This window comes from Paenibacillus sp. NN59 (genome assembly GCF_057597225.1).
Genome location: NZ_CP199678.1, coordinates 2,053,698 through 2,078,915, shown reverse-complemented (window position 1 = coordinate 2,078,915; position 25,218 = coordinate 2,053,698). Strand labels below are relative to the sequence as shown.

The following is a 25,218-nucleotide window of genomic DNA, read 5'->3' as shown; positions in this document are numbered from 1 at the left end:
TCATACCTTTCCCCTCTCTGCCATCGTGCTTTTTTTGAAGCGCCGCCAGAACCAGAGAAATGGACGTAACGGAAAATACAGAAAAAACAGAGAACGTGGTAGCGGGAATTGATGCACATCCCAAGTACTTGGATATAACCGCTCAATAAAGAAAAACCATTTTTGCCTCGTACTACGAAGAGAGAATAAATAAGTTGAATAGTTGTGTAGCTCTTCTGGACTGTCTAACATTTCGTTCATAAACAGCGCGCCTTCTCTCGCCAGTCGCTTTCCCATACGCTCACGCGTAGCCATAATCGATAAATACGGATCGCCCAGCGGGGTATGCAACAGATCCGAAACGAGATGTAATGTCTGGGAACCGATGGCTAGACGTCCTTCTGCTTTCAAACGACGCTCTACCTTTTTCATATCGAGCGGCATCGAACGAATCATCTGATCGATATCCAGTAACCACCGCAGTCTGAACCAACCGTGTCTTGCACCATGCGTCACTAAATAAACCCATAAATCCTCTCTTTCAAGCATACGTACAGGTGTCTGGGTGTACGAACTGAATCGGCTTCGTTTCCACAACAGTTCAAACTCCGTTTCCCGGCCAGAATCAGGGTTAAGCCGCCAATGGATCTCCACTTGAGTACGTTTGACCGGATGAACATAACAGATATGATGCTCCCGCCACTTCCAGCTACGAACAGTAAGCGCCCTTTCCCCTTCTTTGCACTGGTAACCAAGGTTGACAAGAATACGCCCTGCTTCCTCCACATTCTGAACTGGAATTAAAATATCCAGGTCTTTCGAAGTCCGCATGGACACATCTCCGTACAAATCATGAGCCAGAGCAGGCCCTTTCAGTGTAATCGTGCGAATGCCACGCTCCCGAAATGCGCCACACACTTGCTCCATCTCGGCTGTTAAATGTAACATACGGAAAGTATTAATCGTATACTGCTGTTTCAAACTCCCTAAAACTGCTTCGGGAATAAACCGCAGATCCAGCATTTTTAATTTCATATAAATAACAGAATACAGACGATGATGGACCACAAGTTGTAAAAAAAGTGGCCAATCCATCTCGTGCAGTCGGCCCTTGATCTCCTCGGAAGTCAGATCTGCCAGATCATCTCTAAGCAGGCTCAAGATTAGCTTGAGCTCCTTCGGAAACCCTGTGGAATACAGTTCAGTTTCATGCGTCATAGACAATCTCTCCAGATCCCTTCTCAGGACATCGTTTGCCAAACACGCCGACGACCGTATATTGATCCATCGTATCTGCTCCAGTTACGATCAGTTTTCCACTTCGTAGCCAGGCGTGTGCCATCAGTTGTCCTTGCTTATTCCTTGCGGTACCCATATATAATGTACTCGCGATATTACGCCGTTCCAGCATTTTCATTGCAGCTATCGCCATAACAAGACATTGGCTTTCCCAAAACGTATATTTACTAGCAATCATAACGGCTTTCGATATGTTTCTTATTTCCGCCACTTGAGTCCGATTCAATCCAGTAACAGGTGTTTCGATCATAGGTGTACCAAGCCTCGGAGCAATTTTGGCAAACGGCCTTGTCTTTTGCACTCTAGCCCATCCTAGCAGGATATAAGCTTCCCATACCAAACGCCTTATCGTACCTGGAAGCGAGAAATAGGACTTCACTTTACGATACATGTTCCTACACTCCGCGCGAAATGTTGATTAAACCTTCACGTGAGAGGTGTTCCAAAAAAGCCACAACCTGATCACGGCATTGTTCTGCCTGAATGTCATATTCTGTAGCAAGCGTCTCAATCAATTCATTCAGCGTTCTCTCTTCTGCAATCAGTTCCCAGATTCGTCCGCCTGTACTTCCCAGATTGTAATATTTCCCGGAACTGATGCTCATCATCACCTTTTCGCCACCCATATCACTGACCAAGTTGCCATCCTTCTGGATTACGACGTCATTCGCATCGATAGGTGTAATTGCTGTCATATTTCTATCTGCACTCCTTTGCGTATATGATTAATGATCCGATCCACCATTTCAAATGCTGTAAAATGGTGCCCCGTTCTGCTAATTCTGTTAATCTCCACACTGGCTGAAAGTCTTGAAGCTGTTTCAAACAACCATTGAGCGAGTCCTTGGCGATTCACCAGTCCACCGCGAAAGGTATGAGAGCAGAGCAAGTGCAGACGTTCCAGACCACTTACCTCCTGCAAATACACAGAACCAGATTCCTGGTCCGGCTCAGGTACAAGTTCGTAGATTCCCCCAAGTGGAACAGCCCTCTCGTGAAAATAGTGCTGAACCGGTATGGCGTATTTCGTAATTTCAGCATGCACCGTTGCATAATCCTGCTGCTTCATTCCGAAGCCTTCCAGACTAGGCTGCCATAATTTCTGCTGGGGATATCCGGGGGATACGATCGCTCTGCCTCCAGCATCCCAGGTCAAGGCAACCACATCATCGGTGAGAAGAGGATATCCGCGTGAGGCCAGTGCCGCTGACAAGGTAGACTTTCCCGCGCCAGAATGCCCAACGAACGCGTAGGCCCAACCATCAATCACAACTGCGCTTCCGTGCAGAGGAAGAATACCACGCTGCATCATAATCACGGACATGCATGTCCCGAGGATAAACAGCCTGACTTTTTTCGGATCGGCACCAGATACTTGAGAGACAACGATTCGTTTGCCATGCTCCATGAAAAAAAGACCCGTATCTTCGATTCTGAAAAAAAGACAACCGTCTCGCGCCACAAAGTTGTCGCTACCAACATCCCATTTCTCCCATAACCCTGCCAGATCAAAAGACTCGATCTGTACATCAGCGACATCCTGCTGCGTTTCAGCAGTCAGAGTTGCGCGCTGCAACTCAGGCATCGGAATCTGACTCAACCAGCGTAAACCATAAGCTTCATAGTACAAAGGCAACAATAAAGGCGCCTCCTTCATTTATAGATATGAAAAAAGCCCTGATATTCACAAGCTCAATATTAGGGCGGAGGCGAAAAAGCTGGATTGGTTGCATTTCCGCCCTTTAAGTATGAACTAGCTGGGGAAACTACTAAATTAGGACGTTGGATCGTACATGTCGGCATCGTGAACAGTGATCCAGTCGATTTGTCTGTATCCTACCCCTGCCATCGTTTCATTCACATCCAACACTTCAAGAACGGGTGCTTGCCATTCCTTTTTTTCGTTTTGCATCGTTTTCACCTCCTTTCAAGAGCGTATACGTTTGCCTTGGATCAAAACTTCTGAATAAAGCGGTATACAATTAAACTGTGCATCATCAAACGCAAATCCGGATGGGATGCCAGTTCGGGCCTGGGACTTGGAAAATTAGCCAGAGCTGATTTAATCCGATCCGTGTTTAATATGCCGGCAACCTGACTGTCAGAACACAAGGTTTGCAGTTCCGAGGTAAACGTCTGCCAGTCAGGCAAAATACGGTGTAGCCAGTCCGCAGGTTGTACGCCCCGTACACGCTGATTAAGCCTCACTTTGTCCGGCAATTCCGGTGATGTAGCTCGGCGAATGAGGGAACGATCCGTTCCCTGTCTTACATATTGCTCAATCGGTACGGAGAGACAAAATCGGATCACTCTTGGATCACTTGTGGGATCGCGTTCCCATGCGCGGTAACGAAGGGAACATTTGGTGGCGACGGCCCCATTTTTATTTGCAATCGCTAGATTGTTGAACTTGTCGGCTCGCACCTGTAGTGCATCGGCTCGGGCACCGCCCTGGAGTACAAGGATGGATTTAAGTCGCTCCAGCACGCCTGTTCTCCTGGCCAAATCTGGATGAATCAGTTGTGCGCCTGCAGGCTGAGCTGTCCCCTTGTTATTTCCTTTGAACCAGTCTGGGAACGCTTTACGGCCTGTAATACGGGCGATGCGTGAGAATGCCATCCCTGTTCGTTCGCTGTACTGTTGCATCTCACGGAACCAGCGGAAATATCGGCCACTTTTCAGTAGACTAGCGTAATAATCAAGTGCAGGTCCCCATGAGATCGTAAAATTGCCACGTGCGCCTGTCAGCAAAATACCGGCATCCTGCTCACTCGCTTTTTCATAAAATCCACGGATCCAGAATGAATTTTCAAAGTATTTATAAGGCATCTCCATCATGTTCAGCCACGTATCTACTTCACTGAGCGGACTGCGTCCTTCAAAATCGAGATAGTTCTCCGAGATATTGCCTACGTGATTAATGGTGGAACGAATAAATGGTCGCTCGTCTGCTAGTAACGTTTTCGATGTGTAATCCGTAAAATCCGGAACAGGCACGTAGCTATAAGCTTGTAGCTGCTTCCCCTGACTCCGGAGCGTTCCGGAAGCAAAACCCGCAACAGCTCCTGAATCCAGTCCACCACTTAATGCCGCTGCAACCTGTCTATGCGTTCGTAAGCGCGAACCTACGGCTTGGCTAAACACCTCACGAAAAGCTTCAACATAGTCTTCATCTGATTTGAGTCGAAGCGGTTCGACATCATCCCAGCGATGATATTGCCTGAGTTCGATCCTCCCGTTTCGAAACGTCAGCGTGTGCGCAGAGGGCAACTGGTTCACTCCGCGATACACCGTGGAATGAATATCAGCCGAATCGTGCATGTCAGGGATGGCCAGAAATTCGGATAGCCAGTTTTCGTCAAGTGCCTTCTGCACCCCTCCAAGCTCAAGCAATGGCTTCATTAACGTACAGAAGGCAAATCGCGAACCGTCATGTCGGTAATAAAATGCCCGCATGCCCGTAATATCCCTCGCAGCAAACAACATGCGGCGGCGTTCATCCCAGATCGCAAATACAAAGTCCCCAAGAAGTTGACTAGCTACATCTTCTCCAAAGCGCTGGTATGCACGGAGAATCAGTTCGCTGTCCGCCAGTCCAGCCAGCTCTGCTCGTGAAATCTGCAACTGATCGGCCAGTTGCTCACGGTTATCCAAAATGGCATCTGAAGTGATGGTCAATTGACTTTCTTCATCATAGAGAGGCAATTTCTCGTTTACGGACTCCAGCGTAATCCACTGAGCATGGCAACTAAGAAACGCTTCATCCCCTTTCCATACCCCCGTTGTATCTGCCGGGATATGTCCAAGACTTGCGTAGAGCCGCCAGCTGTCCTCCCATAGTGCTTGCTGACCTTCTGTATGTACGATTCCGGCTATGGCGCTCATGACTTTCCTCCCCGAACGATCTTGCGCTGGGATGCCCATGCGCTAATTCGATGACCAAATGGTATCCATGATTTGATTCGTTGTAATTTGCTATGGGCAGCATGTAGCTGTTTCTTCAAACGTTCCCGCTCCGTATACCCACGTTCCAGCCGCTGATCCGCTGCGCGAAGAGCTGCCTGCAATTGTCTGATCGTGGCCATAGCGGCTAGTGACGGGTCAATCTTGGCGCTTTCCTTCTCCTCACTGCCGCTGTGGATCGGAGACCGATCCTTGGCTCCATTCATCGGCGCATCCATGCGGTAATTTGGCTGCCAACGACACTCCGTTGCGAGTACTAGCTGTTGCTTGAGCCGCTCCAATACCTCTGTATCCGGCTCTGCCTGAAACTGGACTCCCGTCCAATCTTCAGCTTCTTGTAGCTGTTCACTGTACCCCATCCGGTGGAACAGGTTCGCACCGAGTACACGGCAATACAGTTCAACTTCTTGCCGCTCGAGTATGTTTTTCCAGTTGTTAACAGAACCTTGATGTGCCTCCTGATGTGAAGAGAGGAAGGGGTCCCCGACGCCCATACTATAGAACATGTCAGATTTCGTACTATCCACAAACTGACCATATCGCTCCATGCCTTGTTCATAAGTAATGCCTAGAAAAGCACATAACTTCTCCAGTTCTTCCTGAGGTTTCATAACGAGCTGTTCATATTTTAATTCGTAGGCCAAAGGATGAGCCTCTGCAAAATAATCATTCAATCGAGTTAGACCAAGTGTCAGGTCTACGGCTTTCATATTGAGTTTTGAATGATTCAGACTCTGAATCAGATCAAAACCTTCGCCGGTATGGCGATTTACTTTTTTAAAGGATGCCGCTACAGAAAGGGGGTTACGCTGAAGATGAATGCGTCTGGACTGCGGAAACAATCGATCCAGCCATTCAAGCATATAATAATAACGCGGAGATTTATCAACGATGAAGTCTGCTCCGCTCCCTTCCAGAAATCCATTATATATTTCAAGAGCAAAGCTTCTGCACGCCTTTTCGAAAATATCTTCGGACACCATCGCTTGATAAAATTGACGGATGATGGAACTGCCACCGTAAGCGCGAGAGTCGGCTTTGGACAAATCGACGAGATTCATCAGAAACCACATCTCCTGCGTGGCAAATATGCGACTATGATTTTGCAGCATAACGGTAGATAACGAACTGCCACTGCGGGGAATGCATAATAAAAAGACAAGTCCGTTTCCTTGCGTATCTATCAATGGCAGCCTCTCCTCTGTAAATTTATAAAATTATGCCGTGGGATCGGATCGACCGGATGATCATTACCTTGGAAATGACAGGGAATTTCGACACTCTAAGATACAATATGTATTTATACCTTTACTCTATGATACAAAATGTATCATGTCAATCTTTTATTTTCACCTTTTCATAATTTATTCACTTGCCGATGATCTAAGTACGCAACAATGCAAAAAAGCCTCCAGTTCCTGTTATGAGATAAACAGAATCTGGAGACCGAGATAATCAATAACCGATACGACACAATGACTATATCCATCTTATCTAAACCAAGCTGACCTAATCTAACCTAACCAATTGAAACCAGACTAAACTTATCCGGTAAAGGTAACATCCTTCCCTTTTCCAGCCATACCTAGGCCTTGCATACGTTCCAACTCTTCCTGGTCGGCTGACTGAGCATCCTGCATTCCTTTCTGTACCTTCACGGTTAATAATACCGCAATGCCTGCTACAAAAAAGAAGATCAGTGACAGAATGCCCCAGCGGGTAGAACCTGTAATCTGTCCCACGTAACCAAATACAAATGGCCCAAAGATCGAAGCGAACTTCCCTGTAATGTTAACAAATCCAAAATACTCCCCCGTTCGTGCAGCCGGCATCAGATTGCTAAACAAGGAACGTGCCGTCGATTGACTAATCCCTTGCACAACGCCAACCAACCCTGCGAGCACATAAAAGTGCAGAGCTTGGGTCATAAAGTAGCCAAGTATAACGATACAAATATAAATACTTAAACTTACCAATAACACCTGCTTTGCTCCCCACCGCTGCGCCCAAGCACCTAGAAGCAGTGTACACGGGAAACCGATGAATTGCGTAATTAGTAGCGCCAACATCAAATCCGATGTACCAATGCCAATGCTTGTTCCATAGATTGTGGCCATCAGAATAATGGTATTAATCCCGTCATTGAAAAACCAGAATGCGACCAACATCCGAAGCAACTGCGGAAAACGCCGGATCTGACCGAAGGTTTGCCGTAATCTGCGTACGCCAACCTTTGCATAACCTGTTGCGGATGCAGGCAACTCAGACGAGGCTGGCCTTCTAGGTGCATAGCGGAAGATGGGAAGGGAGAACAGTAGCCACCACATCGAAACTGAAATGAACGCAAGTCGCGTACCTGCAAGTGTACTCGGCATGCCGAACCAGCCCGGCTGCTGAATCATTAACAGATTGATTGCAAGCAGTAACCCCCCGCCTATATAACCATAGGCATAACCTTTGGAGGATACCATGTCTCTTCGTTCTGCGGGAACTAAATCCGGTAACATCGCATCATAGAATGTATTTCCTCCGGCAAAACCAATCGTGGATAACACGAGCAGGGTAGACGCAAGCAACCAGTCTCCTTCTCCGATCACGCTGAATCCCAGCGTTGACACAATTCCTGTTATCGCGAAAACTCGCAGGAAGTCCCCTTTTCGTCCCGATAGATCAGCCAGTGTTCCTAGCAGCGGAGTTAACAGCGCCACACACAACATTCCAATAGAGTGTGTATAAGCAAGGTAAGAAGCTGCCGTATCCTTATCCAATGTTGCCGCAGCAACAGAAGCATAGAATACAGGTAGCACCGCCGCAAGCACGGTTGTAGCATAAGCCGAATTGGCCCAGTCATACGTAATCCAGGCTTTTACTGCACGTTTATCCACACTTAATCCTTCCTTTACATGCATCAGGGCTCGATGCTCAGAATCAGACCTTTTTCTCTATTGTAAAGGAAAGATATCACATATGATCATGATTTTTGTAAAATTTAAACATGTACCTCGCTCCAGCCTATCCTAAGGCAATTGCAGCGTATTTCATTCATTTTAGTTGAGATCGCATCACATATCGTCCCCGCCCGTGAATATACTTAATTACCGACAGGCCAAACTGTGCCGCGTAATCAATGGGGGGTGCCTACATGTCAAATTCACACCAGCCTTACTCGTTCGTCGTATCCCGGGAAGATTGGTCGCTTCACCGCAAAGGGTACCAGGACCAGCAGCGCCATCAGCAAAAGGTGAAAGATGTCATTAAGCAGAATCTGCCCGATCTGATCACCGAAGAAAATATTATCATGTCCGATGGAAAACAAATCATCAAGGTACCCATTCGCAGTCTGGATGAGTACCGTTTCGTGTATAACTACCAAAAGCAAAAACATGTCGGTCAGGGGGACGGTGACAGTCAGGTTGGCGATGTCATTGGCCGTGATCCTGCGTCCCAGAAGCCGGGCAAGGGCGAGAAAGCTGGCGATCAACCAGGTCATGACATAGTGGAAGCTGAGGTCAGCATTGAGGAATTGGAAGATATTCTTTTTGCCGAACTGGAATTGCCGGATCTGAAACAAAAGGATAAAGATTTGATCGAGACACATACCGTGGTCTTCAACGATATTCGCAAAAAAGGCATGCAGTCTAACATCGATAAGAAACGAACCATACTGGAGAACCTGCGCCGCAATGCAACCACGGGCAATCCGGGCATTCATCACATCAGTCCGGATGATCTCCGCTACAAAACGTGGGAAGACAAAATCATCCCTCAGTCCAATGCCGTCATCATCGCCATGATGGATACATCCGGGTCGATGGGATCATTTGAAAAATATTGCGCCCGCAGTTTTTTCTTCTGGATGACTCGTTTTCTTCGTCGTCAGTATGAGAAAGTCGAAATTGTGTTTCTGGCTCACCACACGGAAGCCAAAGAAGTGACGGAAGAGGAATTTTTCACTCGTGGCGAGAGCGGCGGTACGATCTGCTCCTCTGTATATATGAAGGCACTGGATATTATCGATAAACGTTACCCGCCTACCAGTTACAACATCTACCCGTTCCATTTCTCGGATGGCGATAACCTCACCTCGGATAATGAGCGCTGTGTGAAGCTGATCGGGGAATTAATGAAGCGCAGCAACATGTTTGGTTACGGTGAAGTGAACCAATATAACCGCAGCAGTACACTCATGTCTGCTTACCGCCATATTAAGATGGATCAGTTTATGTATTACGTCATCAAGGAAAAAGGCGAGGTGTACAAAGCGCTCCGCAGCTTTTTTCAAAAAAGAGAAGGAGGCAGCCTAGGATGACCGATGAAATCCGCGAACTGGAATACGCGATTGCTGAAATTATGGAGATTGCCGATGGATTCGGCCTCGACTATTACCCGATGCGCTACGAAATCTGCCCGTCGGATATCATCTACACCTTTGGTGCTTACGGCATGCCAACAAGGTTCAGCCACTGGAGCTTTGGCAAAACGTTTCACAAGATGAAAATGCAATATGATTTTGGCCTGAGCAAAATTTATGAACTCGTTATTAACTCCAACCCTTGCTACGCCTTTCTGCTGGATGGCAACTCTTTGATTCAGAATAAATTAATCGTCGCCCACGTACTCGCACACTGCGACTTTTTCAAAAACAATGCCCGCTTCTCCAAATCCAACCGCAATATGGTTGAAAGCATGGCCGCCACGGCGGATCGAATCAGCAATTATGAGATGGAATATGGCACGGAGGCGGTTGAAGCCTTCATCGATGCGGTAATTGCCATTCAAGAACATGTGGACCCACAGCTCATTAAACCGCGGCACCTAGACAAACAGCGTTATATGGAGATGAAAATTCGCGAACAACGTGGTGATAAAGCCCCTAAACCGGAAGGTCAATATGACGACCTGTGGTCGCTCGACAATCTGCAAACTGAGGAAAAGTCCACGGATAGTCTGCAAGTGCATCATTTTCCACCAGAGCCGGAGAAAGACATTATGTGGTTCATCCAAGAGTTCTCCGAGGTGCTCACCGATTGGCAACGGGATATTATGAGTATGATGCGTGAGGAGATGCTCTATTTCTGGCCTCAGATGGAAACGAAAATCATGAACGAAGGCTGGGCTTCGTACTGGCATCAACGTATTATACGCGAACTCGATCTGAGCAGTGAGGATACCATCGAATTTGCCAAGCTGAATTCTTCCGTTGTGCAACCGTCCAAGCAGAGTTTGAATCCATATTACCTGGGACTGAAAATCTTTGAAGATATCGAGCGGCGCTGGGATCATCCGACACGCGAGGAACAGGAACGTTGGGGACGTCAGCCTGGGCAAGGCCGGGCCAAAATGTTCGAAGTGCGCGAGTTCGACTCCGATACCTCGTTCATCCGTAACTACATGACCAAAAAGTTAACCGAGGACCTCGACCTCTACGTGTTTGAGAAAAAAGGACCCGACTGGAAAATTACCGACAAGTCTTGGGAAAACATCCGTGACCAGCTTGTATTTTCCCGCATTAACGGCGGCTCTCCGTATCTAGTCGTACAGGATGCAGACTATCTGCGTACAGGCGAACTCGTGTTGAAACATCAGTATGAGGGCATCGAGTTGGATCTGAAATACATGGAGCGCACGCTTCCGTATCTGTACCGTCTCTGGGGACGCACAGTGCATGTAGAGACCCGTGTGGAAGATAAACCGATCTGGTTCACCTATGACGGCAAAAAGCACCATCGCAAGTTTTTATAGGCGGGAGTGACGAAATTCGGATATATCATGAAAAACGAAAAAAGAGGCAAGTTCCAGATACTACTCAGGAACTTGCCTCTTGACCGTTTATACGGAATGAAACACCGTGTTACGTTCCCCCAGCAAACGCAGGGGTACAAAGAAATTATTTTCCACTTCATTGGCGGGTAGTGGCCTGCTGAAGTAGTAACCCTGGATCTCCCGACAGTCATTTTGCATCAAAATATCGAGCTGGCCTTTGGTCTCGATCCCTTCTGCAATCACTTCCATCTTAAGATTCTGGGCCATCGAGATAATTGTGGCTACGATAGCCTGATCGCTATGGCTTTCGGTGATATCCGTGACAAACGAGCGGTCGATCTTGAGTTTGTGGATCGGAAAATGCTTCAGATAACTCAGTGAGCTGTATCCCGTGCCAAAGTCGTCCAGACTGATCTTCACACCCAGAGCGGATAGCTCGTTTAGAATTGCCGTGGATACCGCTGCATCCATCATCATGCTCTCTGTGATTTCCAGTTCCAGATATTTGGCTTCCAGACCTGTCTCAGTTAAAGCATTCTGCACCTGCTCCACCAGGTTGGACTGGTGAAACTGCTGGCTGGACAAGTTCACAGACACCGGTATGAGTGGCCCGCCGCTAGCGTGCCACAGCTTCATCTGTCTACAGGCTTCACGAATCGTCCAGTTACCAATATCGTAGATCATGCCGGTCTCCTCGGCCAGAGGGATAAATACATCGGGTGCAAGCAGCCCTTTAAGCGGGTGTTGCCAGCGAATCAGAGCCTCTACCCCGATCATTCGGCTGTCCAGCGTACGAATCTGCGGCTGATAGTACAGCACCATCTCATTACGCTCCAGTGCTTTCCTTAGATAACCTTCGAGCTCAATCCGTTCATAAAGTTCAGAGTCGAGCTGAGCCGTATAGAACTGGTAACCGTTCTTGCCATTTTTCTTCACCTCATACATTGCGGAGTCGGCATGTTTAATCAAAGCATCCGTTCCAACCCCATGTTCAGGGTACATGGCAATACCGATACTGGCTGTAACGTAAAAATCATTTTCCTTCAAACGATAAGGTTGCTTAATCGCTTCCACAATTTCTTCTGCAAGTCGAACCACCTGTTTCTCATCCGCTTGTTCTCCTGTGACTACCATGGTAAACTCATCCCCGCCCATTCGGGCTAGCGTAACATTAGAGGTTGCCTGAGGATGAGAAGCTTCAATTACGGTTATAATCCGGTTGCTCACTTCTTTCAGAAACACATCCCCGATGGAATGCCCCAGAGAGTCATTAATCATCTTAAACCGGTCTATGTCCATGACCATTACAGCAAACTTATGCTGTTTTTGTTGTTCACAGACATTTATCGTAGTAGCCAGCACTTCATCCAACTTGCGTCGGTTAGGCAACCCTGTAAGTGGATCATGCAGAGCCTGATGCCGAATATTTTGCTGTGCCTGGGTCTCTTCTGTAATATCTTTAATCAAGATATGGCTCCCAACATGGGTGTCATCAATGATGACTGGAATGACCGCAATACTCAGATCAAGGAGTTCATTTTGTGTATTTCTCATTTTGGCCATGTAATGCCGCTGTTGCAATTCCTGGTTGTCCCACGTGTGAGCGTTATCCTTACTCGAACACTGTACACTGATCTGCTCAATAATCTGGTTAATCGGGCGGTCAATCACCCTCTTTTCAGGATATCCAGTAATTGTAGTGACTACAGCGTTAATGCCTTTAATGATACCTTCGCGATCTACGGAAACGATGGCATCCGAATGATTATGGTACAGTGCATGATACCACTGTTCATTTTCATGAATACGTTGATCTTTCTGAATCATCCGTTGATTGATAAAATTACCGAATAACGTGAGACCAATGGCCACAATCGTTCCCGCCGCAATAAGGTAAGCAAGAACCTCCGACTCCACCTGTCTGCTTAGACTCTCAGGGATGACTTGCACTTGATGAAATTGAGCTGCTGCCATTCCGGTGTAGTGCATGCCTGTAATGGCCAAACCCATAATGAGTCCACTGCCTATTTTATAGACCCAATGATGTTTAGATTCCGGACGATTGAAAAAAAACATCAGCCACAGCGCTGCATAGGAAGCCAGTGCCGCGATCAGAACGGATAACACCACAAGGCCCGGCTTGTACGTAATCGGAATAGACATCGCTGCCATGCCTACATAATGCATAGAGGTGATGCCTGCAGTCAGCAACAATCCGGCAAACACAAGTTTGCTAATCCGGTTGGACGGGCGACCTGCAAATTCCAATGCTACCCCCGACGCGATAATAGCTAACAAAACGGACAAGATCACCTTGTCCATGGAATAGGAAACGTGCATAGGGAGCACAAAAGCGATCATGCCAACAAAGTGCATCGACCAGATACCCAGTCCCATAGAGATTGCCCCGCAAGCAACCCACCAGTGACGCGCCTTTCCACTCGTCAAAGATACACGGCCTGCAAGATCAAGTGCTGCATAAGAGGCTAACGACGCAATGAAATAGGATAAAATAACAAGTTGTAGATTGTACGTGCCATGTATGTGCTCCACTCACTCTGTCCTTTCAGCCGGGTAATGCTCATATGTATGTTAAATGTAAAAAAAGAAGCGAGTGCGCTGCCTGGGCGACAGGCACTCCCTCCGTAGCATTTGACTTTGCGACTAGCGACTTAGTCATAAACCGATTGGCATACAATGAAACCCGCTAATGATGAATGTTTATAGTCTAAACGTCCCAGCCCTGAAAATCAACACTTATTTCCAGAAGCACAGCGCATTTCACCCTAGTCACTCATTTGTTACACTTCATTAAACATCCTCATCCAAAGCATGGTCAGTAATTCTACTTCTTTACCAATAACAGACTACCGAATCCGGAAGTATCGCGGTACGAGTTGCCTGAAGGATCACTCCACATGAAGACACTGCTACGTTTTCCATCTCCAGCACCATCATCATTCACCTGCAGATCGAACCCGATCCATTTACTTTGCTTGGCGTTAACATTCTCCAGCGGAATAGCTGCCTCTACCACATATCCATCCTTCGTCAGACGTGTACTTGATTTGAACAGCTCTTTACGGGCATTACCACCAAACGAAGTTTCATTATCGAAATTAACTCGATACTGGGCATCATCGTCCTCATAACTGCTCGTTTGATTTTTATTCAGATCAATGAATAGCTCAATGGAATCTTGTTCATGTGCGTTAGCACTTTTTTTACTGAGCAAAGGGTCTTTGACATCAGCAAGTACGTAAAGATACTTTTCATCCCACAGCAACTTCGCCTTGGCCTTAGCACCGGCATTTCCGGCAACCTTAACATCCGTTGTGATGGTCACTGCTTTTTTCCACAACTTATCTTCCTTACCATCAACAACAGGAGTTCCATATGAAACTTTGACTTGTTTTAATGCAGGGCCTAACTTAAGCTTGCCCCGACTTTCCTTTTTCTGCGGTTGCTGATTATTGGTATCATTCCAGACAATAATGGAAGTTTTATTGTTAGGCTGTTTATCCGTAATGCGGAAATCCAGAGATAACACCTTGCTTTCCGCTAGATCAGCTGCGGAGAACGGCAATGATGCATAGACAATATATCCCGATTTATCCTCCTTCACTTGGTACAGCTTCTGATCTTTGCCTTTGCCGCCATCCCGATGAAAGACGTATTGTCCATCTTTCGGTGTCGTGTTTTTCTTGCTGGTTGCCATATCATCCGGGCTGACAAAGACCTCTACCTGGTCGCCTTTCTGACGTGTGGCGTCTTTGACTTCAATGCGCAGGTTCAGTTTTTTCCCATCCCATAATGTCTTCACTTGACCTGTAGTACCTGCTGTGCCTTCGATGACATGTGAAACCGGTTTGGCCTGAACAGCTCCCCAGAGAATATCTTCCTGCCCTTTACGGTCTGGCAAGGATACTTTGGCTTGTGCGGCTGTCCATTCATTTCGATATACAGGCAAGGATGCCGGATCAACTAACGCCCAGTATGCCGGTTTGGCTTTCAGTTTACGGTCAAACAGCAGCGGTGCATCCTTTCTGCCTTTGACAGGAAAATCATCCAGCCATGTGCCGTCATCAGCAAGTCCCCATAACGTCACGCTGTCCATAACACCACGATCATCAAACTCCTTGAACAGATCAAAGAGCGCACGGTAACGATAAGCCTGCTCCAGCATCATCTCATCGGTCACAGGTTTCTCCTGCTCCGAGTTCCCCGAATAGATCGACATATCCAGTTCCGTTACTTGAATGTGAACCCCCAAAGCAACCGCCCGGTTGAACGCTTCACGAATTTGTTTTACATCCGGTCCGTACATCGACACATGCATTTGAAAGCCGATAGCATCAATCGGTGTACCTTTAGCCAGCAGTTTCTCCACCAGTTTGACCATGTCGTTCATTTTGCTAACACTGCCTTCGATACCGTAATCATTGATCACCAGTACCGCGTCAGGATCAGCCTCGCGTGCATAACGGAAAGCCAGTTCAATGTAGTCACTGTCATCTCCGTCACCGTCTACATCGCCAATGATATCCCGCCATTTCGAATTGCTCGCCTGATCACGCAGACCTCCGCCGTCCGAGATGACTTCATTAACAACATCCCACGTATGCACTTTACCTTTGTAACGGCTCACAATCGTTTGGATATGTGTTTTCATACGCTTCAGAAGTTGCTCACGTGTAGCTGGTTTCGATGGATCATTAGGATCGGTAAAGAACCAGTCCGGTACTTGACTGTGCCATAGTAGCGTATGGCCTCTGACCTCCATATTGTTCGCTGCAGCAAAGTTAACCAGCCGATCTGCCTCAGACCAGACAAAATTGCCCTCCGTCGGCTGCATGGCATCCATTTTCATGAAGTTGCCCGCAGTAATACTTTTAAAATGTTTTTTAAGCAGATCCGAGTGCGGATCTTGTGGATCTAGAGCCGTTTGGTCAATCGCTGCGCCAAGAGCATAAGATGTCCCCAGCGTTTTGGCCAAATCCGGGATATCCTTCTCAATTGCGATCGCTTCCGTCGCTGTAATCTGAACATCATCAATGTAGAACGGAATCGTGTCTGTCTCCGTCACTTCAGAAGACTGCTTCCACGGTGTCTCGGCATACATCCGCAATCCGCTTACACCCGTGCTTTCTGCCGGAACGATGACATCTGCTTCGATCTTCTTCCATTGGCCTTTATTCAGTGTAGTGGAAGCAAAGGTTGCATATTCCAGCTTAGCTGCATCACCATTAAATTCCTTCTCCAATGAGCCGTTGATTACCTGGGTTGCAGGCCCTTCATCATACATCGCCCAGAAGGAGACATGAACTGTACTTCCCTTTTGCAAGTAAGGCAACACCTCTACCAACGGTCCATGATAAGTTTCCGTTCGGGAGGAGGTTTTCAAACTGCGGTTACTATTGTGTCCGATGCCGCTGACTACCTCCAGCTTTTCAGTACCGCGAGGTTTCCATTTTCCGATATTCCCATCTTCAAAATCAGCGTTAAACAAAGCTTTGCCCGGTTCTCCCGGCTCACCTGGATTCTCTGGAGCAGGTTTAACAAGCCGGATTTGGAACTCGTCTAACAAATAAGCAGCGGTTGCATCCGTGCTCTCCAGATACAGTTGCAGGCCACTGCCTTGTTCATAACTATATTGTCCTTGCAGCTTCACCCATTTCTGATCGGTTACTTGCTCGGCTGCGTTAACCTGATCATATTGCGCATCCCCGTTGCCATCGCGGCGTTCCACGGTAAATTTCAGATTAGCCGGTGCTGAACCTGCAACCAGTTTCACGTAACCAGATATTTCAACGACAGCATTCTTGTCTACCACATCCGACAATGACAATGAAGGTCCATTCCAGGCCTCTGTGCGACCTGTTGTTTTCAGAGAACGTGTACCTTGGTAAGCTTGATCTCCAGTCACGCCAACCGTTACTCCACCCCGGGCTGTCCAGCCTTGGGTCGTGCCATCCTCGAACGAATGAGACAACAAAATGTCACCTGCATTTGCTGCGCTTGCCTTCTGTTCTCCTGCTCCGATCCCTGGCAACAAACTAAAGATCAGAGTTGCTGCCAAGCATAACCTCAACCATTTTCCCCGCACGTCAATTCCTCCTTGTGAATTTCGTCATCCATCCTGTAACGCGGTCAAACATCGGGCATTTCACAACACACTTCTGCATGCATGGATTTCCTCTGCTGGTCTGTTAACTGGCAACATATTACGTCGCACGGATGGAGTCAGGAACTTCAATGCACGGTTCTTAACCTCCTCAAGTGAGCCGGATTACGCCCTTGGGAACCTGCTTAACTCCATAAGTAAGCGGTTACATTATCAAATTTATGTCATCATACCTTTTACTGTAAATATGGAAATTTAGTGTCCATCCCCCTCTTTTTATACTTATGATCGCCGCCCATGCCATTCACACTTCAATATTAACGTATCATTCGGTAACAAAAAAAAGCACAGCCTATGGCTGTGCAGGTAGTTCCGGATACGTTTCATTTACAGGCGCTGTCGTCTGGCGAACAATTAAATTCGATGGTTCCGTCACGACAGGGGGTGTATACGAGGGATTCTCAATCATCGCAATCAGATATTCAATGGCTCGAATACCAATGGTGTAGATATTCTGATTCACCGTTGTTAATCCTGGCTTAAACACCTCGGCATAATACGTATTGTCGAATCCAACCACTGAGATATCCTCTGGCACACTGAAACCATGTTTTTCAATCTCATGAATCGCGCCAAAAGCAGACATATCCGAGGCACAGATGATGCCTGTAGGTTGCTCCCTAAGAGCCAGCAAACGCCGAGCTGCCTTGGCACCGCCATCAAATGAATAGTCACAGACTTCCAGATAAATCGTCGCATAAGGAATACCGCATAAACGAAGCCCTTCCTTGTACCCGTCTAAACGAAGGTTAGCAACAGCAGGTCCCAGTGTACCTGAGATGTAGGCAATCTTGCGATGCCCAAGTTCATACAGATGCTTCACTGCCATAGCAACACCATTAACATTATCTGTCGTAATGTAACCTGCACGTTTGCCAAACAGATCGGTATCTATGAACATGGTTGGAATCTCTGCCGTGACCAGTTCCTGAATGCTTTTGTTTTCCCGTCCTTCCCCGAAAACAACAACGCCATCCACATTTCGGCTACGGCAGTGCTTGATGAAAGAATATGTAGGGTCATCAAATCGAGTTGATAATCGAACAAGATCATAACCGCTATTTTCCAAGGCTGTTTTGATCCCTTCAAGTAACTCGGATACAAACGGATTCGTAAACGGAACGGTAAGCAGTACCCCCACTGTCCATGAACGGCGTTTAACCAGTCCACGAGCGACTACATTGGGTTGATATTTTAATAGTTCGATAGCTATATTCACTTTTTTACGTGTTTTTTCACTAACGTCCGGATAGTCGTTCAATACTTTGGAAACGGTTGCAACAGATACTCCCGCTTCTTTGGCCACATCATGGATAGAAGCCATCTAATCACCTCGACCTCTTTTTAAATCGCCTGTCTCCGGCTATATTATCTATAACAACAGCAGGTTTGTCTACCCATTATAGCTTATTACAACCGGAAACGGTATGGAAGGTTCCTGGTGCTTCGGGGTCCACATTACTGCTACAGTTTCCTCAAATCCGTTGCAAGCTTCTCCATTGCTGTCGCAAAAACGGCAAGCTCGGATGAACGTGAAGCCTGACTGCGCGCCCCGTTCGAAGTACGCTCAGACTCCTGCTGCACTCTTTTTAATATTTCCATGATCTGATCCAGATTGGATTGAATTTTGCTTTGCGCGTCTCTGGAGCTTGCCGCCAGCTTGCGTACTTCGCTTGCAACCACTTCGAATCCGCGTCCGAACTCTCCGGCATGTGCCGCTTCAATTGCAGCGTTCAAGCCGACAAGGTGACTTTGATCGGAAATTTCACGAATCAGCTCACCCATTTTTTCGATCTGTTGCATTCCTCCGGTTAACTCTTCAAGGAGCACATGCGCCTGATCCTGGGAAACAACCGTTTCCTTCGCTACAGCGGAGATGGATAACGCATTTTCATTTAATTCCGTAATCATACCAGTAAGTTCCTGCGTAATTTGTGTGATCGCTTGCAGTGTACCATCCTGATCCGAAGCGAGCTGGTGAAGCTGCTCTTTTTCTTTTTTTTCATAAGCTTCCAGAACAAGCTGTGAATCCAGATTGAACATTTTGCTTAGTGCATGTATGACGTAGTGCCACGAATCGGGGATAAGCTGTTTAAATATGGTGGTAGCGATATCCAGATAGGCCATGTAAGCACCGAGATAATAGTTCGTTGTCAGTCCGATACGCGAATGAACTAATCCAATGGTGATCCGCTGTTCAATATAAGCATCGTCCACAATGCCGTCTGTCATGGATAACCAATACATCCGTTGTGTTTCCTTCAATCGTTCAATATTGGAAAATCGGGCGATCAGCTCCGTTAATTCTGGGTACTTCCCCACATGTTTGTAAAAGTGATCCACCACATCTTCAACAACTTTTTCGAAGACAGGCCGATGATCAGCAAGTAGTCTTAAATCTTGTGCAGTTAACCCCACATAATCCAGTTGTTTTTGCCTTTCTGCCGAAATGCTACTCATATCCGATCGGATCAACTCCTTATCCACTTTTCAATCAAAAATTAAAACAATTTTAATTGATTATAGACTAAACTACCTAAACACACATACACCCTAAGAACTATTTAATGTGGGATTGATTATATTAAATTGTAAATTATTGATGAATAATGATTTAATTCAATATAAAAAGGCCCTGAATCTGTTGCGAAGGAGCCTCACAACAAATCTTCAGGACCTAATTCGGAATGGTGCTACAGGTTAACGGTTAAGCAAACTTCCTACGTATCTTAGCAATTCATTTGCACTTGCAGCTGTGTATCCATGCTCTTCGATGAGACGTTTGATGACCTCATTCATGCGCTTCAATTGTGTGGCATCCGGTGTTTTCGTAGAAGTCGTAATCTTGACGATATCCTTGAGATCAGCGAACAGCTTTTTCTCAATGGCTTCCCGCAGACGATCATGACTACTGTATTCAAATTTGCGTTCCTTTCGGGAGTATGCCGAGATCCGGATCAGAATCTCTTCCCTGAACGCTTTCTTCGCATTCTCGGAGATCCCAATCTGCTCCTCAATGGAACGCATCAGCCGCTCATCCGGGTCCATCTCCTCATCTGTCAGCGGATCACGTATTTTAGACCAGTTGCAGAACGCTTCAATGTTATCCAGATAATTTTCAAACAACGTTTTGGCTGACTCTTCGAACGAATACACAAATGCTTTCTGCACTTCTTTCTTCGCAAGTTCATCATACTCTTTACGTGCCAGAGCAATAAAGTTCAAATACCGCTCGCGTTCTTCCTTGGTGATCGAAGCATGTTGATCCAGTCCATCCTTAATGGCACGCAGGATATCCAGCGCGTTAATGCACTGAAGGTTTTGCTTAATCAAAGCGCTGGATATCCGGTTAATAACGTACCGCGGATCGATACCGGACATGCCCTCGTCCAAATATTCATTTTGCATTTCTCGCAGATCGGCTTCTTTATACCCTTCAACCTCTTCGCCATCGTACATCCGCATTTTTTTCACCAGATCCATGCCTTGTTTCTTCGTTTCCTTCAATCGTGTAAGTATGGAAAAGATCGCCGCTGTACGCAGCGCATGCGGTGCAATGTGCACATGTTTCATATCACTTTGCTGAATCAGCTTGGCGTAAATTTTCTCTTCTTCCGACACCTTCAGGTTATACGGGATCGGCATCACAATCATCCGTGACTGCAAAGCCTCATTTTTCTTGTTTGAAATAAAAGACTTATACTCGGATTCGTTCGTATGTGCCACAATCATCTCATCTGCACTGATTAGGGCGAACCGGCCTGCTTTAAAATTGCCTTCCTGCGTCAGGGATAACAGGTTCCACAGAAACTTCTCGTCACATTTCAGCATCTCTTGAAACTCCATCAAACCCCGGTTAGCCTTATTCAGTTCCCCGTCAAAACGATACGCCCGCGGATCAGATTCCGATCCAAATTCGGTAATCGTGGAGAAGTCGATGCTGCCTGTAAGGTCAGCAATATCCTGAGATTTCGGGTCTGATGGACTGAATGTACCAATTCCCACCCGGTTATCTTCAGAGATGATGACCCGTTCCACCGGAACCTTGCTGATGTCCCCACCAAATTCGGTGCGAAGTCTCATCTGGCAGGAAGGGCACAGATTGCCCTCAATGCGCACACCGATCTCTTTCTCTACATCGGGCCGAAGCTCCAGCGGAATGAGATGTAGCGGTTCCTCATGCATCGGGCATCCCTCAATGGCGTAAACGGCCCCTTTTTCCGTACGTGAAAATTGCTCCAATCCCCTTTTTAGCAGGGTCACCAACGTGGATTTACCCCCACTGACCGGTCCCATTAGAAGCAAGATCCGTTTGCGTACATCCAAGCGGCGCGCAGCCGAATGAAAATACTCTTCCACCAGTTTTTCAATCGAACGATCCAGCCCGAAGATTTCCTGCTCGAAAAATTTGTAACGCTTGTGTCCCGAGGCCTCTTCTACCCCAAACGATTCAATCATCTGATACACTCGTGCGTGAGCCGTCATTGCCGGAGTCGGGTCCTCTCTCAGCAGTGCAATATAATCTTCAAATGTTCCGTTCCAAGACAAACGGTCACTCTCTGCCCGATATTCCGCAACGCGTTCAAAAATATTCATGCTTGGTACCTCCCATGGCTCCTTTAGTGTGATTGTCAACCATTCCGAATGGTATGAAGAAATCAATAGAATTGCAGCTCCTGCTTGAATACCCTTCTGCGGTCCGGCTTAGTCCCGCTTCCTTTGTTACAATGGTCTTGTATGGATGTGAAAAGTGTATTACATACCTATGCGGCAACTTGGATAAGTTGACCTCTTTTTTTCAAACCTTGACCCTGAATTTTACGTATATGCTGTTCTATCAGACATCTTGTGGCCTCAGAAAAAAAAGCATGAATATGCTATAATGAAGGTTCTAATGATGGAAACCGGACAATGCGGCGAAGGCAGGCAGAGCACTTCGGGAGAGGAGTAAAGAGCATGGCTATACAATATGAAACGGAGCTGTATTCCCCTGTCAAAACTTTTTTTGAACAGCGCGGCTTCGATATCAAAGCAGAAGTTAAGCACTGTGACCTGGTCGGCATGAAGGCAGATCAGACGGACCCCCTTATTGTCGAGATGAAAAAAACGTTTAACCTGTCTTTGCTATTGCAAGGTTTGCAACGCCTGAAAATCAGCCCACTCGTATATCTGGCTGTGGAGCGTAACCGAAGTAAACGCGGAGCGGTCAATCAGCGCTGGAGTGAGCTAACAGCACTGTGCAGGCAGCTCGGCCTGGGGCTGTTAACCGTCACTTTTTACAAAACCAAAGCACCTCTAATTGATGTATTATGCGAACCCACGGTGATATCAGGTACTGTGCGATCCCTCCCGGTAGCTCGCAAGAGCGGGATACGTCGCCAGCGCCTGCTGAAGGAATTCGATGAACGAAGCGGAGACTATAATACAGGAGGCAGTACAGGCCGCCAGCTGATGACGGCTTATCGGGAAAAGGCTATACGTGTCGCCGCCGCGCTAAGTTCCAGTGGTGAATCTTCACCTGCGGCACTTGCCCGTCAGACAGGTGTAGGCTCAGCGGCAACCATTTTGCAGAAAAACTATTACAGCTGGTTTGAACGTGTTTCCCGTGGTAAATATATGCTCACCGTTAAAGGTGTGGAGGCATTAACGGAACATGCACTTATGATGCAAGACCAGGGACTGACGGCCGGGGAAATAGACGCATGGACTAAGCATGATCAATTGAACACATTCAATGTGAACTCGACTTCATCCGAAGATTGGGCACAGGAAGATCCTGTTCAGGTTGCCGAAATTACCGAACGTTATCTCCTGAACCCAACCAAAAACTGAACGATACGATGAACGATAAGCTCGCCAAAAACATACAAAAAACGCCCGTTATCTCCTTCCGGAGACGACGGGCGTTTTCCATATGGAATTGGATTAGAAGCTTGCTGCAACTTCTTTAGCCAATTTCAAGCCAGCTTCCACGATCTCTTGGGAACGATCAGGAGAAGCATTGTGACCTTCTACAACAACAACCTCAGGGTTTTGGATGCCCCAGAAGCCAAGTACGTTCGTTACATAACGAACGGACATTTCAGCAGATGCCATAGGCTCTACGGAATATACGCTACCACGTGCGTTAAGCAATGCTACTTTTTTGTCGCCTACAAGACCTACTGGGCCTTCAGCAGTGTATTTAAACATTTTGCCTGCTTGGCTCAGGTAAGAGATGTAGTTAACCAGTGGTGCTGGAACAGTGAAGTTCCACAGTGGGAATGCAAATACCACTTTATCAGCAGCAAGGAATTGATCTTGCAATTGCGCAGCCAGTGTTGCTGCTTTTTGCTCTTCTGGAGTTGCTTCGATACCGTTAGCTGCTTTGTAACCACCAGTGATTACAGTGTTGCCGTAGTAAGGAAGATCTGTATTGTAGAGGTCCAGCTCAGTGATGGTATCACCTGGATGGGACTCTTTGTATGCGCTCAGGAATGCATCGTACAATTGAACACTAACTGCTTGATCCGCAGGACGGTCATTAGCTTTAATAAAAAGAACGTTAGACATGTTAAAATTTCCCCCAATGATTAAAATGTATGAGTGTGTCCCCCTAACTCGCAACGGTTGTTGCATCGTATTAAAGAAGCCGATCACTCATTAATTCATATTATATATAAAAATGTTAGTGGATGCAATAAGGTAATCTAGATGATTTGTAAACTAATCTGAAATTCTTTGGATGAAATCGCTCACCTTTAGCTACGAGCGGTAAATTCTGAGATAGCTTCGTTAATCAAATTCATGCCAAGCAACAACTCATCCCGGCCGGGACGGCTGAAGTTTAACCGAATATATTGTTGATCAAGTGTTCCTGTGGAGCATAACGTTCCAGGCAGAAAAGAGACACCCTTCAATAAAGCTGCCTTAAGCAGTGCTTCACTGTTCAGTCCTTCCGGCAATCGCACCCATAGATACATTCCACCCTGAGGAATGTTATAGCTACATCCCTTCCAGCCGGGTCTCTTCAACAACTCAAGCATTAATTTAAGTCTTGTTTTATATTCCCTGTTCAGCATGGATAAGTGATCGCTCCATCGAAAAGGTGACTGGGCGAGCAATTGGTACAGTAGTCGCTGATTCATTGGACTGGATTGTCCATCCGCAATTCGTTTGACGGAGGCCATTGCCTGAATCAGTGATGGATGTCCCGCAGCCCACCCTGTGCGGAGTGCAGGTGCAACTGTTTTGCTGAAGGACCCGATGTAGAGGACATGTCCACCTTGATCTGCAGTGTCCAATGCGAAGAGTGAAGGATACTTGCGATAGAAGGTAGCTGGCTCCAAGCCGTCAAAATGCAACTCACCATAGGAATCATCCTCAACAAGCAACACCCCGTAACGCGCACACAGATCAAGAACAGCTTCTCGTCGTTCCAGGCTCCACAAAATCCCCGTGGGATTGGAAAAGCTGGGTGCAGCAAAAAGCAGCTTCGGTCTCACCTGCTGCATGTGCTGTTCCAATAAATCTGGTAAAATTCCATCCTGATCTCCCATAACAGGTACAATTGTGGCTCCTTGCATTTCGAGTACTTCAAGACAACCGGGAGAAGTCGGATGTTCAACAAGTACAGAGTCTCCCGGCTCCAGTAACAGACGCATCACGAGATCGATTGCCTGTTGGGTGCCTGTAGTCAGCAAAATCTGATTGGAGACAGTCCGGATACCCTTGCGCTTATTCCAATCATTATTCAACCATTCTCTTAATGGAGCATATCCACCTGGCTCACCATACTGCAATGCAGAAGGTCCTGAACTAAATACGGACAACGCCGCTTCCTCCAAAAGTTTAAAAGGAAACAGTTCCTCCGCTGGCAATTCTTCAGCGAGAGAAATGAAATACTCCTTGCCAGACATCTCACGTATATCCCTCAGTGGTGAAGACAAAAGCCTGTTGGTACGGGAAGCAAAGAAATATTTCATGGATAGATCCCCCTTCATCCCTATTCCGAAACTGTTCTCGCAGCCGCCCTACAACCTATTCCGACT

18 protein-coding genes are annotated in these 25,218 nt (G+C 46.9%); 3 read left to right on the top strand and 15 right to left on the bottom strand.

Annotated elements, in window-relative coordinates:
- The 8 genes from ACT89M_RS09330 to ACT89M_RS09295 form a co-directional block, all read right to left on the bottom strand.
- Window positions 1-1,197, bottom strand: a complete 1,197-nt coding sequence (locus tag ACT89M_RS09330) for a nucleotidyltransferase domain-containing protein (protein WP_154886802.1) — start codon at window positions 1,195-1,197, stop codon at window positions 1-3.
- Window positions 1,187-1,669: a lasso peptide biosynthesis B2 protein gene (locus ACT89M_RS09325; RefSeq protein WP_154886804.1), complete on the bottom strand. Its 483-nt coding sequence runs from the start codon at window positions 1,667-1,669 to the stop codon at window positions 1,187-1,189. Before ACT89M_RS09325 ends, ACT89M_RS09330 begins: the two co-directional genes overlap by 11 nt.
- 4 nt (window positions 1,670-1,673) lie before the next feature.
- Window positions 1,674-1,973, bottom strand: a complete 300-nt coding sequence (locus ACT89M_RS09320; protein WP_090919998.1) for a lasso peptide biosynthesis PqqD family chaperone — start codon at window positions 1,971-1,973, stop codon at window positions 1,674-1,676.
- Window positions 1,970-2,914 carry a phosphoenolpyruvate carboxykinase (ATP) gene (locus ACT89M_RS09315; RefSeq protein ID WP_154886806.1) on the bottom strand — a complete coding sequence of 315 codons (945 nt, stop codon included), beginning with the start codon at window positions 2,912-2,914 and terminating at the stop codon, window positions 1,970-1,972. Before ACT89M_RS09315 ends, ACT89M_RS09320 begins: the two co-directional genes overlap by 4 nt.
- A gap of 138 nt (window positions 2,915-3,052) precedes the next feature.
- On the bottom strand, window positions 3,053-3,190 hold the full coding sequence (locus ACT89M_RS09310; RefSeq protein WP_123065008.1) for a paeninodin family lasso peptide: 138 nt from the start codon (window positions 3,188-3,190) through the stop codon (window positions 3,053-3,055).
- A gap of 41 nt (window positions 3,191-3,231) precedes the next feature.
- Window positions 3,232-5,163 carry an asparagine synthase-related protein gene (locus ACT89M_RS09305; protein ID WP_154886808.1) on the bottom strand — a complete coding sequence of 644 codons (1,932 nt, stop codon included), beginning with the start codon at window positions 5,161-5,163 and terminating at the stop codon, window positions 3,232-3,234.
- Entirely contained in the window at window positions 5,160-6,428 is a 1,269-nt protein-coding gene (locus tag ACT89M_RS09300) for a sulfotransferase family protein (RefSeq protein ID WP_253495843.1), read from the bottom strand. The genes ACT89M_RS09305 and ACT89M_RS09300 overlap by 4 nt, the downstream gene beginning before the upstream one ends.
- Before the next feature lie 357 nt (window positions 6,429-6,785).
- Window positions 6,786-8,150 carry an MFS transporter gene (locus ACT89M_RS09295; RefSeq protein WP_154886813.1) on the bottom strand — a complete coding sequence of 455 codons (1,365 nt, stop codon included), beginning with the start codon at window positions 8,148-8,150 and terminating at the stop codon, window positions 6,786-6,788.
- Window positions 8,151-8,383: 233 nt separating this feature from the next.
- Here ACT89M_RS09295 and yhbH point away from each other — a divergent pair, with 233 nt between their 5' ends.
- Both yhbH and ACT89M_RS09285 read left to right on the top strand, forming a co-directional pair.
- Window positions 8,384-9,550: a sporulation protein YhbH gene (gene yhbH / locus ACT89M_RS09290; protein ID WP_154886815.1), complete on the top strand. Its 1,167-nt coding sequence runs from the start codon at window positions 8,384-8,386 to the stop codon at window positions 9,548-9,550.
- Window positions 9,547-10,983, top strand: coding sequence for a SpoVR family protein (locus ACT89M_RS09285; protein ID WP_154886817.1), 1,437 nt, complete (start codon window positions 9,547-9,549; stop codon window positions 10,981-10,983). Before yhbH ends, ACT89M_RS09285 begins: the two co-directional genes overlap by 4 nt.
- 87 nt (window positions 10,984-11,070) lie before the next feature.
- Here ACT89M_RS09285 and ACT89M_RS09280 read toward each other — a convergent pair whose 3' ends face one another.
- The 5 genes from ACT89M_RS09280 to ACT89M_RS09260 all read right to left on the bottom strand — a co-directional run bounded on the left by ACT89M_RS09280 (window position 11,071) and on the right by ACT89M_RS09260 (window position 21,784).
- A complete protein-coding gene (locus ACT89M_RS09280) occupies window positions 11,071-13,557 on the bottom strand; it encodes an EAL domain-containing protein (RefSeq protein ID WP_154886820.1) in 2,487 nt (828 codons plus the stop codon).
- A gap of 292 nt (window positions 13,558-13,849) precedes the next feature.
- Entirely contained in the window at window positions 13,850-17,110 is a 3,261-nt protein-coding gene (locus tag ACT89M_RS09275; RefSeq protein ID WP_154886821.1) for an endo-1,4-beta-xylanase, read from the bottom strand.
- 370 nt (window positions 17,111-17,480) lie between these two features.
- Window positions 17,481-18,512 carry a LacI family DNA-binding transcriptional regulator gene (locus ACT89M_RS09270; protein WP_154886823.1) on the bottom strand — a complete coding sequence of 344 codons (1,032 nt, stop codon included), beginning with the start codon at window positions 18,510-18,512 and terminating at the stop codon, window positions 17,481-17,483.
- A 140-nt stretch (window positions 18,513-18,652) separates the two neighbouring features.
- Window positions 18,653-19,648, bottom strand: coding sequence for a globin-coupled sensor protein (locus ACT89M_RS09265; RefSeq protein WP_221786426.1), 996 nt, complete (start codon window positions 19,646-19,648; stop codon window positions 18,653-18,655).
- Between the two features lie 240 nt (window positions 19,649-19,888).
- Window positions 19,889-21,784, bottom strand: coding sequence for a PrkA family serine protein kinase (locus tag ACT89M_RS09260; protein WP_154886827.1), 1,896 nt, complete (start codon window positions 21,782-21,784; stop codon window positions 19,889-19,891).
- Between the two features lie 360 nt (window positions 21,785-22,144).
- Here ACT89M_RS09260 and ACT89M_RS09255 point away from each other — a divergent pair, with 360 nt between their 5' ends.
- Window positions 22,145-23,020 carry a DUF2161 domain-containing phosphodiesterase gene (locus tag ACT89M_RS09255; RefSeq protein WP_154886830.1) on the top strand — a complete coding sequence of 292 codons (876 nt, stop codon included), beginning with the start codon at window positions 22,145-22,147 and terminating at the stop codon, window positions 23,018-23,020.
- Between the two features lie 93 nt (window positions 23,021-23,113).
- Here the strand turns inward: ACT89M_RS09255 and ACT89M_RS09250 are convergent, their stop codons facing one another.
- Together ACT89M_RS09250 and ACT89M_RS09245 are read right to left on the bottom strand one after the other, a co-directional pair.
- Window positions 23,114-23,806 (bottom strand): FMN-dependent NADH-azoreductase, encoded by a 693-nt coding sequence (locus ACT89M_RS09250; RefSeq protein ID WP_373323201.1) that lies wholly within the window; start codon window positions 23,804-23,806, stop codon window positions 23,114-23,116.
- A 122-nt stretch (window positions 23,807-23,928) separates the two neighbouring features.
- On the bottom strand, window positions 23,929-25,152 hold the full coding sequence (locus ACT89M_RS09245) for an aminotransferase-like domain-containing protein (protein ID WP_090919952.1): 1,224 nt from the start codon (window positions 25,150-25,152) through the stop codon (window positions 23,929-23,931).
- Window positions 25,153-25,218 lie beyond the last annotated feature (66 nt).